This is a genomic window from Clostridium sp. UBA7791 (genome assembly GCF_002480755.1).
Classification (GTDB): domain Bacteria; phylum Bacillota; class Clostridia; order Clostridiales; family Clostridiaceae; genus Clostridium_J; species Clostridium_J sulfidigenes.
On the sequence record NZ_DLCT01000003.1, the window covers coordinates 579,080 to 595,409 of the forward strand.

Sequence of the window (16,330 nt, forward strand, 5' to 3'; positions counted from 1 at the left end):
ACATACTATATACATAAAGGGAATGAGAATTAAAGAAAAGAGGGCATAAGTAATGATTAATTTTAAAAAGTACATTAAGAAGGGACAAATTTTATTGGCTGTTATGGTATTAATGTATAATATAAATGAGAAAATAATATTTGGAGTAGAAAATGATGAAGTACATGGAAGGATGGAAGGTGATAAGATTTTTATGAATGTATCTACAACCGTAGACTTACCTCATCAACCACCTAAGGAGTCCACAGAAGAACTGTATCAAGATGTGTTTTTAGCTTTACTAATGCCTTATATCCAGATTGAGGTGGAAAAATATTATTCTACATACTTATCTCAAACGCCACTAGTTGATCCTTACTCCATATATATAAATAGTATTTCTAGACCAAATGGTTATCGTTCCTTTGTATTTGATATAAGCCTTCAAGTAAATCCCTATATAGGACCTCATATTCTTGTAGGAACTGATAATATTGATTTCACTGTAGAAGGTAACGGAAGGGTTAAGGTGAAAAAGTTTGAACATATAAAAAGTTATGACTTACCACCAACCTATGAGCATATAATGACAGAGATTGTATAAGATTTTAGCATCAGGTTGTTATAACTAGTGAAGTTAGAGTAAAATAAAATTCGCCAATACCCTAAAAGGGATATTGGCGAAGAGGAAATAGTGGAATACAATAGCACTAGTTTTTACTATTCTTCATAGTTAGAAAGTGTGTTATTTAATGAATGTAGTGCACTTTCTACTGAGTTAAGGGTATTTTCGATTATTTGTCTGTTTTGTGATTTTTCAACAGATTTTAATGCTTGATCCAAGCAAGTTTTTGAATCTTGAAGTTCAATTTGTACATCTCGTAGATGGCGTTTAGCGCTTTTTCCTTCATTATTGTGCATAACAATTACCTCCTAAAACTTTATTTTTAAGGTATGGAGCTAGCATATTATGAAAATAAGCTTAAGCTCAATCCAAGAGTGAAATTTTGTTCATAGTAAATTTCTTCATCTACAACAGTCCTATTAACACCATTATTATCAGAAGAATTTCACTATGGAATATCAAAATTATTATATGTCATAAATTTAAAATCATACTTGGAAAGTTTAGCTTATGAAAGAAAAAACCTTAAGAAATAGATTATTAAAGAATCTATTTCTTAAGGTTTCAGTAAAAAGTTCTATTAATCATTCATTAGTTCTTCTAGATCTATTGGATACTTTCCGTATAGTTTACCAGCATCCATAAAGGCTTCAATATTCTTCATTGGAGTGTGCATTGGAATTTGACATCCAGTGCTTAAAATATAACCTTTTTGAGAATTGAAACCTTTTCTAATACAGTGTTTTACTGACTTAAAAATGTCTTCTTTAGTTCCAGCATATATAACATCAACAGGAGGAACATTTCCGGTTATTACAACTTTATCACCAATCACATTTTTAGCTTCTTCTATATCTTCTATATTATCAATACTAAAATTAGAAATTCCAGTATTCACAACATCTTCCCAAATGTCTCTACTTTTTCCGCAGATGTGTATACCAGGGTAACTACCAGTTTTTTCTTTTATTTTATTTATGTTTTTTTGAAGAGCAGGTAAGGAAAATTCTCTGAATTGCTTTGGACTTATAAGACTTGTTGATGAGACTGGATCAGCAAAACTAATTGAGATACCCAGTTTAGCAACTTCTTCTATGTATCTATTATTAGATTCTGACACTATTTCCATAAGAGTATGAACCTTTTTAGGATATTTAATCATCCATTTTAATAAATTTTCAGTTCCTACTACAGAGGCTGCAACACTAAAAGGACCAGACATAGAGGCACTGACATCTACATCATTTATAAGTGCATCTTTAGTAAGTTTTAATGCTTCCAGTAGTATAGGTAATTTTCCATCCTTTAGAGGGTTTACTATTTTGAGAGATTCAATTTCATCTATTGATTTAATAGCAGGTTCTAGTAAATAGGAGATAGCATAATCAGGATAGCATACCTTGGCTCCCATAGCTTCAGCCACTCCTCTAAGACTAGTAGATATGCCTACGCTATCATGACGAAGTTTTTTAAACAAAGCTATTTCTAAATCTGCCATTAGTCGTGCAGAATGATAGTAATCCTTAGTTGTTATACCAATGAATGGCGCCATAGTTGCTCCCATGTCGGGGATACAAATTAGTCTATCAATTTCTAATCCTCTAGAAAATGCATCCATTCTCTCTTTTGGAGTCATTTCTTCTTTAATCACTTAAAGGTTCCCTCCTAACAAAAATATATTTTACATATTAGTTACATAACTCTAAAGTAATTATATAAGACAAAAATGAATATGTATAATTGAATTATCCTATATATAATATATATCTATTGATATAACCAATATAAAAAGATAAATTTTGTTTGTTAAAATGATGAAATATAATATAGAAAAAGACTGAGATATTAATTATTTTATTTAATATCTCAGTCTCTCTATTAAATTAATTGGTATTCATATAGAACTCAAGGTTTTGGGATTAACCTTGTGTTTTGTTATTCTTGATAGTTAGAAAGAGTACTATTTACTGAATTTAATGCACTTTCTACTGAATTAAGAGTATTTTGGATTTTTTGTCTGTTTTGTGGTTTTTCAACAGAGTTTAATGCTTGATTTAAGCAGTTTGTTGAATCTTGAAGTTTACTTTGTACATCCTGAACATGTTGTTTAGCATTTTTTCCTTGATTTTGTTGCATAACAATTTCCTCCTAAGTTTTATTTTCAGATATTAAGATAAAATTTAATACCTAATTTAATTTTTAGTCATAGTAAGTTTCTGTACAATAGATAATTATTATTACTAAGAGGTAAAGAAATTCACTATGAACTAGTAAAGTTATTGTATGTTATAAATTTTAAATTATACTTTTAAATTTTATTATCAAAACTAATAATATAATCATAACTAAGTATTAAGATAAGAAAAGCTAGGCAGTAAGCCTAGCTCATTATTCTTTAATATCTATGGCATCTACAGGACATTGATCTCTTCCATCAACAGCTCCAGCTTCAAGATCAGAAGGAACATCTCCATCTATAGCTTCAGCTTTACCATCATCATCGAATGAATAAATCTCAGGGCAGACACCAACACAAGCTCCACAACTTATACATGTATCTTTATTTACGATTGCTTCCATATTTACTCCTCCTTGTTTTTAATATATTAACAAGATTAGTGTTTGCAGTAATTGATTTCATATACGCAAAAATTAGAAAATTAATTAATAATAGGTACATGGATGTTAGAGTAAATATATATAATTATGTATTTATATCAGGAGTAGTTGAGTCTTTAAATCTCTACGGCGAGTTCATAGTCATCTTGATTTTCTCGTTCTTCAATAAGCTTTAAAATATTATCCATAGTATATATTTTAAGAGATAGATCACTGTTGTCTTCTAGTTTACCAATGTATTCTAGGGCATTAGGGGACACACTGCCTGTAGTAAGAATAATACCTTTTTTTATATTGTTTGCCATCATAGCACCAACAAGTTTTTGGCATATAACTCTTCCTATAAAAAACTCATCAGAAGCATTATCTTCATCATTAGAGGCTAGAGTTGGATTAGAATTATATCTTTTACATTCAACATAGATTTTTTCATCGTCATAATTTGTAAGAATCAAATCAACTCCACCATCATTACTAGGAGGTGTAAGCTTTATATCCTTATATTCAGGGTTATTATGAAAAAGCCATTGACAGAAGCCTTCAAATTGAAGTCCTGTTAATCTATTAATATTTTCTTTTTTAATCCTCATAGTAAATTTTAGTTGTTCATCTTTAAAGCCTCTTATTTTCTCAATAAATTGAGTAAAGCTCTTTATAAGTATTATGAGTACTATAAGTAGTACTAAAATTTCATATTTGTTCATAAGAATCACCTCGTATAATAATTATTGTCATTATAGAAAAAAATTAATCAATATATTTGGGATTTTTGCTTTACCATGTGATATTAATGAGCACAATAAACAGATATTTTTATATGAAATCCATAACAGATTTAGAAAAGTATCTTTAATTATGAAGGTTTTTAATATAAAATAGTAATAAATACTTCAAGGAGGTTACGTATGAAGAGAGAAGATTATATTTCTTGGAATGATTATTTTATGAGTATTTCTTTGTTATCAGGAATGAGAAGTAAGGATCCATCAACACAGGTTGGAGCTTGTATAGTTGATTGCAACAATAGGATAGTTTCTATTGGATATAATGGATTTATTAATGGATGTAGTGATGAAGATTTTCCTTGGAGTAGAGATGGAGAATTTTTAGAAACTAAGTATCCTTATGTAGTGCATGCTGAGCAAAATGCTATTTTAAATGCTAGAGGTAAGTCTTTAGAAGGCTGTAGACTATATGTAAATTTGTTCCCTTGCCATGAATGTGCTAGAAATATCATTCAATCAGGCATAAAGGAAGTTTATTATCTTAGTGATAAGTATGCTGAAACAGATTCTATAAAAGCCTCTAAATATATGTTTGAAAAGGCTAATGTGAAATTAACTCAATTAACTCCAAGTGTAGACAAGATAGAGATAAAATTAAAATAGACCTATTAAATTAGAGCTAAAAGGATTGTCTCATATTTTTATATTGAGATAATCTTTTTTTATTTATGAGCAATATCAACTGAATTTTAGAATGAATTAAAGTCCCATTTTAAGATTGGTTGAACGTATACCTAAGAGGTTAAATAATTATATTTAAAGACAGAATTTGTTAAGGAGTAGATTAAATGAAAACTAAAGATATGACGAGAGATGCTATAGTAATTGGTTTTGCTTTATTTGCTATGTTTTTTGGAGCAGGAAATCTTATATTTCCAACATTTTTAGGACTAGAATCAGGGATAAGTTGGAGTAGTGGATTGTTTGGATTTGTTTTAGCTGATGTAGGCTTAGCTATACTATCAATTATAGCTGCAGCTAAATGCAATGGAGATGTAAGTGAAATTTTTGGAAAGGTAGGTAAAAAATTATCAATAATTTTGGGTGCTGTTATAATGGTATGCTTAGGACCACTTTTAGCCATACCGAGGACAGCAGCAACAACCTATGAAATGGGTATTGTGCCAATATTCAAAGGATTTAGCCCAGTAGTATTTTCAATAATATTTTTTTCTATAACATTGGTTTTATCTATAAAACCATCTAGAGTAATTGATATAATAGGTCAGTTTTTAACCCCAATGCTTCTCATAACTCTACTATTACTCATATTAGTTGGAATAATAAATCCAATTGATTCTATCAGTATAGCGCCAAGAGTAGAAAGTATATTTGCAGAAGGAGTAATCCAAGGCTATCAAACCATGGATGCATTAGGAGCTATAGCATTATCTACTGTTGTAATAACAACATTAAGTAATAAAGGATATAAAGGAATAAAGGAAAAAATAAAATTAACCTTAAAAGCATCTATTGTTGCCTCAATAGGACTAGTTTTAGTCTATGGTGGGTTGACTTATTTAGGAGCTACCATTTCAAATCAATATGCAAACATACCATTAGGAGAAATATCTCAAACTGCATTAATAGTACATATAACAGATATATTACTTGGAAAACCAGGAAAGATATTATTAGCAATAATAATAGGTCTTGCATGTCTTACAACAGCAATAGGACTTACGTCTGCAACAGCCCAGTATTTTAGTAAAGTATCAAAGGGAAAATGGAAATATAGAGATATAGTTATATTCGTATGCGTGTTTAGTAGTATAGTAGCTAATTTTGGAGTAAGTACTATAATAAAATTTTCAGCACCAATATTAAGTGTTATCTATCCTCCAACAGTTACATTAGTAATATTAACATTATTTAAAGAAAAAATTAAGAACAATTATGTGTTTATTTTTTCAACATATACAGCTTTGTTTATAAGTGTATTAACGGTTTTAAACCATATGGGAATAGGCAGTTCAATAGGAGTACCAATAGTAACTAAACTTCCATTTGCGAATTTAGGTTTTAACTGGATAGTTCCAGTTATAGTGGCAGGTATAATGGGGAATTTTATTAAAACAAACACAGAAATATAATATTTAAATTATATTTCATACTACAAAGATATACAAGGCAATCAATAAGTGTTATGGATGATTTATATAATTGTAGCAAACATGTTATAATAGATACATGTAAATGCGTATTTTAAAGATAGAATACCTACATAATTTAATATAAAAATTAGTTTGGAGGTAGAGTTATGATTAAAGCAATTGAAGAGCGTAGAAGCATAAGAAGATATATGGATAAACAAGTGGAAGATGAGAAGTTATTACAAATTCTTCATAGTGCAAGACTAGCACCATCAGGTAGTAATACACAACCATGGCAAATTATTGTGGTTAAGGAGCAGAGAAATAGAGAAAAAATAGCAGCTGCTGCGTATAATCAAAAGTGGATGGTTAGTGCACCTGTCCACCTTGTGTGTGTTGCAGATATAAAATCAAGGTTACCTAAGTGTGATGACCTTTATATTGATGAATATAGTAAGGAATTCGAAGTTAAGCAAATTATTAGAGATACATCTATTGCCATTGAACATATGGCACTTGAAGCAACAGATTTAGGGTTGGGAACTTGTTGGATTGCTTGGTTTGAACAGAAGGACTTTAGACCAGTTTTAAATATTCCTGATGATAAGTATGTGGTTGCAGTATTAACTTTAGGTTATCCAGATGAAGCACCAAGTCCTCGTCCAAGAAAGAATTTAGAAGAAATAGTTCATTATGAGCAGTGGTAATAGATAATGAAAGTATATAATAAATTAGTAAGAGATAAGATTCCACAGGTGATAGCTGAAGATGGAAATCAGTGTGATGTAGAAATTGCATCTAAAGAGGACATGATTTCTTTATTAGAAGATAAGCTAAAAGAAGAGGTAAATGAATATCTAAAGGATAAAAATTTAGAGGAGCTAGCGGATATTATGGAAGTGCTGTTTGGGCTAGCTCATAATTTAGGATATTCTGAAGAGGAATTAGTGGAGAAAAGAAATTGGAAGCTAAAGCAGCGTGGGGGATTTAAGGAAGGAATTGTTCTTAAGTCTGTTAAGTAAAAATATTAGCTATATTTTAGTCAGTATGATTAAAATTATAGAGCGTAATGTTATAAATAGTTTTTAGTAATGAGGCAAAAGATAAGGAGATACTGATGATAAGAGAATTATTTGAAGATATATATCAAATAGAGGTAGAACTTCCGGATAATCCTTTAAGGGCACTAAATGCCTATTTAATTAAGGGTAATGAAAGAAATCTACTTGTGGATACAGGCTTTCGCAAGGTTAAATCTTTAGAAAGCTTAAGACAAAGTTTAAAAGAATTGAATGTAAATATGGACAATACGGATATATTTTTAACTCATCTTCATGATGACCATACAGGTCTTGTACCATTTCTTTTAAATTCTAATAATAAGGCTTATATTCATCCAAGAGAAAGTGAAGAGATATATAATTTAAGAAAAGTAACTTATATGGAAGAAATTAATATATTTAATGAAGCAATGGGATTTCCTAAGGGCGAGGCGGTATCAGCACTAAAAGCTCTAAGAGATCAAGAAGGTTTTGAAGAAAGTTTCACTGAGCCAACTTATACAGATATTAAGGATGGGGAAACATTAAAGGTAGGAAAGTATGAGTTTAAATGCATTTTGACTCCAGGGCACACCCCAGCTCATTGCTGCTTATACGAAGAAAACCATAGGATTTTAATTGGTGGAGATTTAATATTAGCAAAGATAACTCCAAATATAGCCTATAACCTTGAGCAATGGATGGAAAACCCTTTACACGAATACTTTGATAGCTTAGATAGAGTTGCATCTCTACCTATAGACGTAACACTTTCTTCTCATAGAGCTATTATAAGGAATACTAAAAGGAGAATAAGAGAACTCAAGGATCATTATGATCTTAGGTTAGAGGAAATCATGGATATTTTGGCTAATGGAGAAAAACTTTCCCCTTATGAAATTGCAGGAAGAATGCACTGGAGTATAACAATTAAAAACTGGGAAGACTTCCCAATAACTCAAAGATTCTTTGCGTTAGGGGAGTGTATGTCCCACTTAGTCTATCTTGAAAAGCTTGAAATGATAAATAAGTTATATAAAGATGGAAAGATTTATTATGTTATATCAAATAAAGGATTAGTCTGGGCAATAGTTAAATACATTAAAGAAAGTTAAAAGAGTGAGTTTTAAAATAAATATAAAGGATGTTTAGAAATAAGGTTATTTCAAAACATCCTTTTAAGTTCTGAAATTATTGAGCTACTGTTGATGAACAGATTTTACAGATGTTTATAGTTTTTCCGTCTTCACATTTCTTAGTCCAAACTAATTTTACTCTTTTTCTACCGCATAGAGGGCATGTACCTCTCCAACCTACTATTTTCTTAATAACCTTACCTCTTCTTTGCTTACCCATTTTCTCATCGCTCCTTTCTTTAAAAATATATTTTTAGAAAGGCAGAGTTATGACTAAAAGTTAAGATAAGCTTAAATAAAAAAAGTAGTACCACAATTAAATTAGTACTACTCTTATATATTTTTAGGGTATGTTGATTATCTATACATTTTGGTTATAAGATAAATGCTGGAAATGGAAACGAAAACATAACCAGCATTCATCTCATAAGAGTTTAAAATTAAATAAAAATGTAAAACGTAAAATTTTAATGTAAGTAATATTATAGTTTTATTTTAACATAAAACACTATAAATAAATTAATTAAATTAACTATTTACAATAAATTTTAAAAGCTATTAAGTAATTGTGAAATATATTAATAGAGTGTGTATATAAAGTAAAAAAAGTGATAAGTAGTATAACGTATTTTATTTTACAATACGGTTTATTATTTTACAAATGTTGTATATAATAAAGATATGAATATTAGAAAAGTTGGTGATCACATTGTCAAACCAATTAATTAAAGAAGAAATCTTAAATAAGTTAAAATCAGAAGAATTTACTGGTTTTATAAAGAAATTTGACATTATAAATATAGTTGTATTTGGAAGTGTTTTAACTGAAGAGTTTAATGAAGAATCAGATGTAGATATTGCAGTATTAGGAAGAGGTAGTTTCTCCTTAGATGATATTTTAGAAATAGAATTATTTTTAGAAAAGTTTTTAGAAAGAGAAGTTGATGTTGTAGATTTAAAGAGTAAAACTTTAGATATATTTGTTAAGATAAGTATTCTAAACTCTTGCGAAATTATATATTCAACTGATAATGAGGTCTTTGAAGAGTTTTGCGATGACGTGGAGTGGATATATAGAGAAAATGAAAATTTTATTCATTTTAGAAAGGTTGATGTTTTGTATGAATGAAGAAAGACTTATGAGGATAATTGAGGATTTAAAGGAATGTAGTAGTGATATAGAAGAATGTATAGAAATTATTAAAACTAGCAATGATAGATTACTCTTAAAGTTAGCAAAATCAAGTTTAAGGCAGTTATTTGTTAGTTTTCATACCATACTTGAGGATTTATGCTCCATTATACTAAAGGAAATAAAAAGATTTAAGATAGGTATAAGCTTAAGTGATAGCTTAAAAATATTTAGAGAAGAGGGAATTTTAGATCAGGATACTTATGAATTCTTAGAAAAATCTAAGTTAATTAGAAATAGAATTGCTCATAGATACAAAGAACCAACTCATGAAGAACTTTTCAATCATATTGTGAAATATAAAAGTAAATTCAAAAAGATTATTAGAATAGCAGCTAGTTATTTATAAATTATGAAAGAAGAAAAGAGAGTATTATGAAAAAACACAATCTACAAAAGCAACTAAAATGTAAAATTCTATTTTAGAAAGGAGCACTTAAGATGGATAACAATACTTTATGGTATATGGAGAAAAGAATTGATAGAACTATAAAAAATCTGAACAGAAGAAACATGGGTGGATTCTTTGTTAAAGATAAAAATGAGCTAATAATGCTTTTAAAGAATCTAATAGATGATAATTCCACAGTAGGAGTAGGAGACTCTATGACACTTTTTGAAACAGGAGTTATAGATTTTCTACGCAAAGGTGATTATGTATTTTGGGACAAGTATAGAGATGATATTACTAGTGAAGAGAAGAGGGAAATTTATCTAAAAAATTTTTCTGCAACTACATTCATGTGTAGTACTAATGCATTAACAGAGAATGGTGAACTATATAATATTGATGGTAATGGAAGTAGGGTTGCACCCATACTTTATGGTCCAAAGCAAGTTATTCTAGTAGCTGGAATAAATAAGATTGTAAAGGACATAGAGGAGGCAGAAAAAAGAGTTAGAAATTATGCTGCTCCTATTGATGCCAAGAGGTTAAATAAAGATACTCCATGTACTACCTTAGGCTATTGTGTAGATTGTAAAAGTCCCAACAGAATATGTAATGATTTCACAATTATAAGAGGTCAGTTTATTAAAAATAGAATAAAAGTAATTATTGTGGGAGAACAACTAGGTTATTGATAATTTTAAATAATGTATAGTTCGTATAGAACATGAATTTTTTAGTCTGCAATACTATAATAGACTTTAATAAATCCTTATATCAAGTAATAGATTGATGTAAGGATTTTTTTGTTTATAGAAAATATTTATATATAAATTTATTATAGTATTTTGAAATATTGAAAAAATATAAAAAATATTCATAATTATATAAAAAATGATTAAAAAACATTGCAATTATTCATGAAAGTAGTATAATTATATAAAAAATAAAAAATTACAATGGAGGTATTAAAATGAATAAAAAGATTAAAATTACATTAATTGAAAATTTAATCCGATTTATGGGGAGGAAAAATTTTAAGCGAAATGCTTCATTAGCATGTTTAAGTGTATTTATGGTGGTAAATACATCGACTGGAGTTATGGCTATGACTATGGAAGATATGGACAAGATACCAATAAATATAGCAGCAGAAAATAATAAGGATAGTTTAAAGCAAAATTTAGAACAAAAGCTAAAACCATATGGAGTATTAAAAAATGGGATTTCAAATAATGAAGAAATTATTCAAGCTAAAACATTAGCAGAGGCTAAAGTAGATGATGTCAGTTTACTTAAACCTTCAGAAGAGAAGAGGGTAGATACAAAAGCAGTTGAAGCTCAGCGCAACTATACATTAAAAGAACTTTCAGCGATGAGCTATCAAGAAATGGTTAATACTATTGCATCCTTAGAGTGGAGAAATATCGATGGACTATTTAAGTATTCTGCAGATTCACAAGAATTTTACGGTGATAGAGCTCGTGTAAAGTATATAATAGAGGCTCTAGATACAAGAGCTAAAACTTTTACAGGCACTAATAACAATGGTATTCCCACTATAGTAGAAGTTTTAAGATCAGGGTTCTATTTAGGATATTATAATACTGAATTAAGTTATCTAAATGATAGAAACTTTAAAGACTTATGCTTACCAGCATTAAACTCAATGATTGACAATCCTAACTTTAAGTTTGGAAATAAACTTCAAAATGGTGTAGTTGAAAGTTTTGGATCTTTAATTGGAAATGCATCTTCCAGTGTAGAAATAGTTAATAAGTCAGCAGCACTATTAAGAGATTATAAAATCAATATAGAGATATATGGCACTGATTTATCAAAGGCTAATGCTATCTACGGAGTAATTAAAGGTATATCCTATGATTTAACTTCTGCAGCCTACGGAAAAGATCCTGCAACAATGCCTTACTACGGTAAAATTGATACCTTTATAAATGAATTAAAAGAAATAGCATTGATGAAAAATACTAGTAGTGGTAACCAATGGTTAGTTAATAATGCCATTTATCAAATAGGAGAACTAGGTGTGTTCCACAGCAATCAGAAGATGGCAATTGGATTATTAACTGATGTTATGGATACTTCAAATAAGTATTCAGAGAAATTTTTTATAGCAGCAGAAAGAATTGATTATCTATACAAAGGCATCAACTCACGTGGAGAAAATATAAACTATACCCAACTTCAAGAAGAGGGCTACAACAAGTACCTACCTAATAAGTATACATTTGATAATGGCTCAATAGTAATGCAAGTTGGATCTAATGTTTCAGAAGAAAAGGTAAAAAGACTTTATTGGGCAGCAAAGGAAGTAGAAGCTCAATTCTTTAGAAATATTGGAAGTGATAAAGTTTTAGAAGCTGGAAATAAAGATAATGTTCTAACTATAAAAATTTTCAACTCCCCATCAGAGTATAAAATGAATCAATATTTAGGTAATGTTAGTACAGATAATGGTGGAATATATATAGAACCTATAGGAACTTTTTACACTTACGAAAGAACAATTCACGAAAGTATTTATAGCTTAGAAGAACTATTTAGACATGAATTTACTCACTATCTACAGGGTAGATATTTAGTTCCTGGTTTATGGGGACAAGGCCCATTTTATGAAAATGAAGATTTGACTTGGTTTGAAGAAGGTTCAGCAGAGTTCTTTGCTGGATCTACTCGTACAGAAGGAGTAAAACCAAGAGAAGCTATAGTGAATCAACTTGCAAAGGAAGAAGCCAACAGATTTACATTAAGTCAAACTATATCTTCAGGATACAATAGTGGATGGCAATTCTATAATTATGGCTTTGCCCTTGTAAGCTACATGTATAATAATGATATGGAATCATTAAATAAAATAAATGATTATGTGATTAATACTGACATAAAAGCATACAGAAATTTTATTTCACAATTAAAGGTTGACTCAAACAAAAATGTAGAATATCAACAATATATGCAGCAATTAATAGGGGATACTACTATAGGAACTCCATTAGTATCAGATAGTTATACAAAGGTTCATCCTAAAAGAACTATAGAAGAAATTTCTTCCGACATAGTAAGTATAAGTAGAATTAGTGGTGTAAATCAAGATAAAACTTATTCAGCAGATTTCAACACATTTAAGATATCTGGTAAGTATGTAGGTGGAACTTCAAAAGGAAGATTACAGGATAATAATGAAATGAATCAAAAAGCTAATGAAATGCTTAAAAACCTATTATTAAAGGGTTGGACAGGCTATGAAACAGTAACTTGCTATTTTACTGATTATAAAGTTGTCAATGGTAAATATGAATATAACTTAGTGTTTAAAGGACTTTTAAATGATAGCTCAGTAAATCCTGAAAATAAAATTCCTACTGCAAGTATAGATGCTCCAGATAATGTAGAAGTAAATAAGACGGTTTTATTTAGTGCAGATAAATCTGCAGATTCAGATGGATTTATAGTAGCATATGATTGGGATTTTGGAGATGGATCTACGAGTTCAACTAAAAATCCAACTCACTCTTATAATAAAGAAGGAAATTATGTTGTTACCCTTAAAGTTACGGATAACAAAGGTGCCATTGGAGAAACAACATTTAATATTAAAGCTAGCAAAACATCTGGAGAAAATGGAATAACTTCAGAAGTAGAACCCAATAATGATTATAATCAGGCTAATTACTTTATAGCTAATAATAAAGATGTAACTGGTACTATACAAAATGCTAATGATGAGGATACATTTGCTTTTGAAGTAGATAATGCTGGTGAAGTTGATATAAAGATTACAGGAAATTCATCTAAAATAACTTGGATAGTTTCTAAGGAGAATGACTTAGACAATTACGTCTGTTGGAAGCAATACACTGAAGGAGATATAAGTAAAGGAAGCTTTAGTGCTACTCCAGGAAAGTATTATATTAAACTATACTCAACAGATGAAGCTATAGAAAATGGAAACTATAGTATAAATATCAATGGTATAAAGTCCTATAATAATGACCCAGAAGTGCCAAGTAATATTACAGAAGTAGAACCAAATAATAGCTTTGAATCTGGAAATGTAGCTATATACAACAACATTGATGCAAAAGGAAAACTACCTACAGGTGGAGACACTGACGTTTTTTACTTTGATGTAGATACTGCATCTAATGTAAATATAAAGGTTGGAAGTACTCAGCAAGGATACACTTGGATAGTGTGTAAATCAGATAACTTAAATAATTATGTATGCTGGAGTCAGAATAGTGAAGTAGATGGAACTAGTGGAAGCTTTAAGGCTGTACCTGGTAAATATTTTATTAAACTATACTCTTTAAATAACTCTAGCAGTGTTGACTATACTATTAAAGTTGATGGTATAAGACAAAGATAGCGTAAGTTTAATAGTTATAACTAAATTTATAGTTTTTTATACTTGATAAATAATAAAGTTTCAACTACAATGTAAGATTTAAAATGTAGTTGAAGCTTTTTTATTGACAAAAATACTACCATGCAATACAATATAGAAAAGGACTATTATGCATTACAATATACCTTGTGATAAATAGTACTGGAAATAAGTTTTGGAGGGGCAGTTTATGAAAACAAAACAGTATATAAAAGAGGTTAATAAGTTTATTAATAAACTAAGTAAAGAAAATGAGGAAAAGTTTGAAAATATATTATTTAAAATACGGTTTTCAAATATTAATGATCATGATGCTGAGGAGTTTATACACCATTGTTTAGATTTATTTTTACAAGCTGAGGAAAGAGGAATTGACGTAGAAGAAGTACTAGGAAATAGTGATATAAATTCCTTTTGTGATGAGTTTATATCAGAAACAATAGAAGGGTACTCAGTGCTAGAAAAAGTGTACTGGAAGGTTTCTAAGCTACCAATAATATTGATTATTTTTACTGGCGTGTTTGAGATGTTTGTAGGACAATTAATTGATAGTTGGGTAAATAAAACAACACTTTTTACAGTTTCAGTTACAGTTTCAATGTTAGTTAATACTATAATTGTAATTATATTAACTAATTATTTATTATCTAAAATACAATATATGTATAATATTTTTAATGGAGAGGATAAAAAGAAAGATAGAAAGATAACATTTTTATTATGGATAGGCTTTTGCATTATAACAGCTATATTTGTATTAACTAAACTGTTTTTAACAAAGGTACTTTTTGAAGTTAACTATTTAATATTCATGGGCATACTTATAACTATTTATTTGATACAGTATTTCTTTGAAAATAAAAATCAATAGAAGGAGGGAACCATGAATAATAAATCACAGTTATTAAAGGGAAGTTTAGAGGGCTGTGTTCTTAAAATTATAGATTTAAAAGATGAGATTTATGGATATGACATTGCTAGAATATTAAAGGATAATGGTTTTACTGATATTTCTGAAGGAACTTTATATCCACTGTATACACGCCTGCAAAAGAATGGTTTTATATCGTCAAAAATGAAGGAGTCTCCCCTTGGCCCTGCTAGGAAATATTATAGTTTAACAGATAAAGGCCGTGAAGAACTAAAGGATTTTGTGGATACTTGGGAATATATGAGTAAAAATATAAATGATATAATTAAAGGGAATATTCAGTAATATATTTCTTAATATTTAAATATATTCAATAATTTATATAACCATAAAATCCTTATATATTAGTATACTTTGGAGGCGGTAATGTTAAACTATTATTTGAATAAAAAGCTTAACATTGATATAGATTTATTTTGAATACCTTTATAGAGTATTTCTATTGTATCACTTTTATCCACCATGCCAAGTATATATAGTAATGGTAAATAGTGATCCTTAGTAGGAATGGCGTTATTTTTTTTATCTCCATATTCAATTAGAGATTCAAAGTTTCTTGATTTTAGATTTGTTACTACTTCATTTTCAAAATCAATAGCCCATTGATATGGAGTAGTATCATAATTCATATCTGCTAAGTATAAATTATGGACAATGTTTCCACTGCCTAATACTAAAATATCATGCTCTCTTAAAAATTTTAATTTTTTACCCATTTCGTAATGATATATAGCAGGTTGTGCCATATCAATACTAAGGGCTACTACAGGAACATCAGCCTTTGGATACATATGTTTTAAGACTGACCAAACTCCATGGTCAAGACCATATGTATTAATAGGCTTTATGTCAAGATTTTCAAGCATTCTACTGATTTCAGGAAAACCTGGACATGGATATTTTATTTCATATAATTCATTTGGAAAACCATAAAAATCATATATAAGTTCTGGATTTTGGGATGTAGTAACTGCAGTGGCACCGTCTGACATCCAGTGAGCAGTAACCACCATTATTGCCTTTGGTGTAGGTAGAGTCTCACAGATATTATAAATACTTTTTGTGTAGCTATTGTCAGTTATGATATTCATTGGTGAACCATGCCCTATAAAACCCATTGGGAATTTCATAATA

The 16,330-nt window shown here is 29.2% G+C and carries 19 protein-coding genes; 12 read left to right on the top strand and 7 right to left on the bottom strand.

Going from position 1 to position 16,330, the window contains the following annotated elements:
* Positions 1 to 52 precede the first annotated feature (52 nt).
* The gene (locus tag B3Z56_RS04340) at positions 53 to 583 is read left to right on the top strand and encodes a DUF3888 domain-containing protein (RefSeq protein ID WP_346849053.1); all 531 of its coding nucleotides are present in this window, start codon (positions 53 to 55) and stop codon (positions 581 to 583) included.
* 116 nt (positions 584 to 699) lie between these two features.
* On the opposite strand, the gene B3Z56_RS04345 is transcribed toward B3Z56_RS04340, so the two are convergent.
* From B3Z56_RS04345 to B3Z56_RS04365, 5 genes are all read right to left on the bottom strand, one after another.
* Positions 700 to 900: a hypothetical protein gene (locus tag B3Z56_RS04345; protein ID WP_035131744.1), complete on the bottom strand. Its 201-nt coding sequence runs from the start codon at positions 898 to 900 to the stop codon at positions 700 to 702.
* 284 nt (positions 901 to 1,184) lie between these two features.
* Positions 1,185 to 2,255: a uroporphyrinogen decarboxylase family protein gene (locus tag B3Z56_RS04350; protein WP_346877932.1), complete on the bottom strand. Its 1,071-nt coding sequence runs from the start codon at positions 2,253 to 2,255 to the stop codon at positions 1,185 to 1,187.
* A gap of 284 nt (positions 2,256 to 2,539) precedes the next feature.
* Positions 2,540 to 2,740: an EscE/YscE/SsaE family type III secretion system needle protein co-chaperone gene (locus B3Z56_RS04355; RefSeq protein ID WP_035131749.1), complete on the bottom strand. Its 201-nt coding sequence runs from the start codon at positions 2,738 to 2,740 to the stop codon at positions 2,540 to 2,542.
* 252 nt (positions 2,741 to 2,992) lie between these two features.
* Complete coding sequence (locus tag B3Z56_RS04360; RefSeq protein WP_346849051.1) at positions 2,993 to 3,184, bottom strand: ferredoxin; 192 nt, start codon at positions 3,182 to 3,184, stop codon at positions 2,993 to 2,995.
* A gap of 155 nt (positions 3,185 to 3,339) precedes the next feature.
* On the bottom strand, positions 3,340 to 3,927 hold the full coding sequence (locus B3Z56_RS04365) for a restriction endonuclease (RefSeq protein WP_346849050.1): 588 nt from the start codon (positions 3,925 to 3,927) through the stop codon (positions 3,340 to 3,342).
* A 201-nt stretch (positions 3,928 to 4,128) separates the two neighbouring features.
* Between B3Z56_RS04365 and B3Z56_RS04370 the strand changes: the two genes are divergently transcribed.
* From B3Z56_RS04370 to B3Z56_RS04390, 5 genes are all read left to right on the top strand, one after another.
* Positions 4,129 to 4,611 (top strand): deoxycytidylate deaminase, encoded by a 483-nt coding sequence (locus tag B3Z56_RS04370; protein ID WP_035131756.1) that lies wholly within the window; start codon positions 4,129 to 4,131, stop codon positions 4,609 to 4,611.
* Positions 4,612 to 4,796: 185 nt separating this feature from the next.
* Entirely contained in the window at positions 4,797 to 6,101 is a 1,305-nt protein-coding gene (gene brnQ / locus B3Z56_RS04375) for a branched-chain amino acid transport system II carrier protein (RefSeq protein WP_346877931.1), read from the top strand.
* 167 nt (positions 6,102 to 6,268) lie between these two features.
* Positions 6,269 to 6,808 carry a nitroreductase family protein gene (locus tag B3Z56_RS04380; protein WP_346849048.1) on the top strand — a complete coding sequence of 180 codons (540 nt, stop codon included), beginning with the start codon at positions 6,269 to 6,271 and terminating at the stop codon, positions 6,806 to 6,808.
* Between the two features lie 6 nt (positions 6,809 to 6,814).
* The gene (locus tag B3Z56_RS04385) at positions 6,815 to 7,123 is read left to right on the top strand and encodes a nucleoside triphosphate pyrophosphohydrolase (RefSeq protein WP_346849047.1); all 309 of its coding nucleotides are present in this window, start codon (positions 6,815 to 6,817) and stop codon (positions 7,121 to 7,123) included.
* A gap of 95 nt (positions 7,124 to 7,218) precedes the next feature.
* Positions 7,219 to 8,256: an MBL fold metallo-hydrolase gene (locus B3Z56_RS04390; protein ID WP_346877930.1), complete on the top strand. Its 1,038-nt coding sequence runs from the start codon at positions 7,219 to 7,221 to the stop codon at positions 8,254 to 8,256.
* A 76-nt stretch (positions 8,257 to 8,332) separates the two neighbouring features.
* Here the strand turns inward: B3Z56_RS04390 and B3Z56_RS04395 are convergent, their stop codons facing one another.
* Positions 8,333 to 8,497: a hypothetical protein gene (locus tag B3Z56_RS04395; protein WP_167402990.1), complete on the bottom strand. Its 165-nt coding sequence runs from the start codon at positions 8,495 to 8,497 to the stop codon at positions 8,333 to 8,335.
* Between the two features lie 489 nt (positions 8,498 to 8,986).
* Here B3Z56_RS04395 and mntA point away from each other — a divergent pair, with 489 nt between their 5' ends.
* From mntA to B3Z56_RS04425, 6 genes are all read left to right on the top strand, one after another.
* On the top strand, positions 8,987 to 9,406 hold the full coding sequence (mntA, locus tag B3Z56_RS04400) for a type VII toxin-antitoxin system MntA family adenylyltransferase antitoxin (RefSeq protein ID WP_346849045.1): 420 nt from the start codon (positions 8,987 to 8,989) through the stop codon (positions 9,404 to 9,406).
* Entirely contained in the window at positions 9,360 to 9,818 is a 459-nt protein-coding gene (locus B3Z56_RS04405; RefSeq protein ID WP_346878316.1) for a HepT-like ribonuclease domain-containing protein, read from the top strand. Before mntA ends, B3Z56_RS04405 begins: the two co-directional genes overlap by 47 nt.
* Before the next feature lie 92 nt (positions 9,819 to 9,910).
* A complete protein-coding gene (locus B3Z56_RS04410; RefSeq protein ID WP_346849044.1) occupies positions 9,911 to 10,552 on the top strand; it encodes a lactate utilization protein in 642 nt (213 codons plus the stop codon).
* Between the two features lie 278 nt (positions 10,553 to 10,830).
* On the top strand, positions 10,831 to 14,247 hold the full coding sequence (locus tag B3Z56_RS04415) for a collagenase (protein ID WP_346877929.1): 3,417 nt from the start codon (positions 10,831 to 10,833) through the stop codon (positions 14,245 to 14,247).
* 208 nt (positions 14,248 to 14,455) lie between these two features.
* Positions 14,456 to 15,136 carry a DUF1048 domain-containing protein gene (locus B3Z56_RS04420; protein ID WP_346849042.1) on the top strand — a complete coding sequence of 227 codons (681 nt, stop codon included), beginning with the start codon at positions 14,456 to 14,458 and terminating at the stop codon, positions 15,134 to 15,136.
* A gap of 12 nt (positions 15,137 to 15,148) precedes the next feature.
* Positions 15,149 to 15,481 (top strand): PadR family transcriptional regulator, encoded by a 333-nt coding sequence (locus tag B3Z56_RS04425; RefSeq protein WP_035131768.1) that lies wholly within the window; start codon positions 15,149 to 15,151, stop codon positions 15,479 to 15,481.
* Between the two features lie 92 nt (positions 15,482 to 15,573).
* Here the strand turns inward: B3Z56_RS04425 and ygiD are convergent, their stop codons facing one another.
* Entirely contained in the window at positions 15,574 to 16,326 is a 753-nt protein-coding gene (gene ygiD / locus B3Z56_RS04430; protein WP_346849041.1) for a 4,5-DOPA dioxygenase extradiol, read from the bottom strand.
* Positions 16,327 to 16,330: the final 4 nt, after the last annotated feature.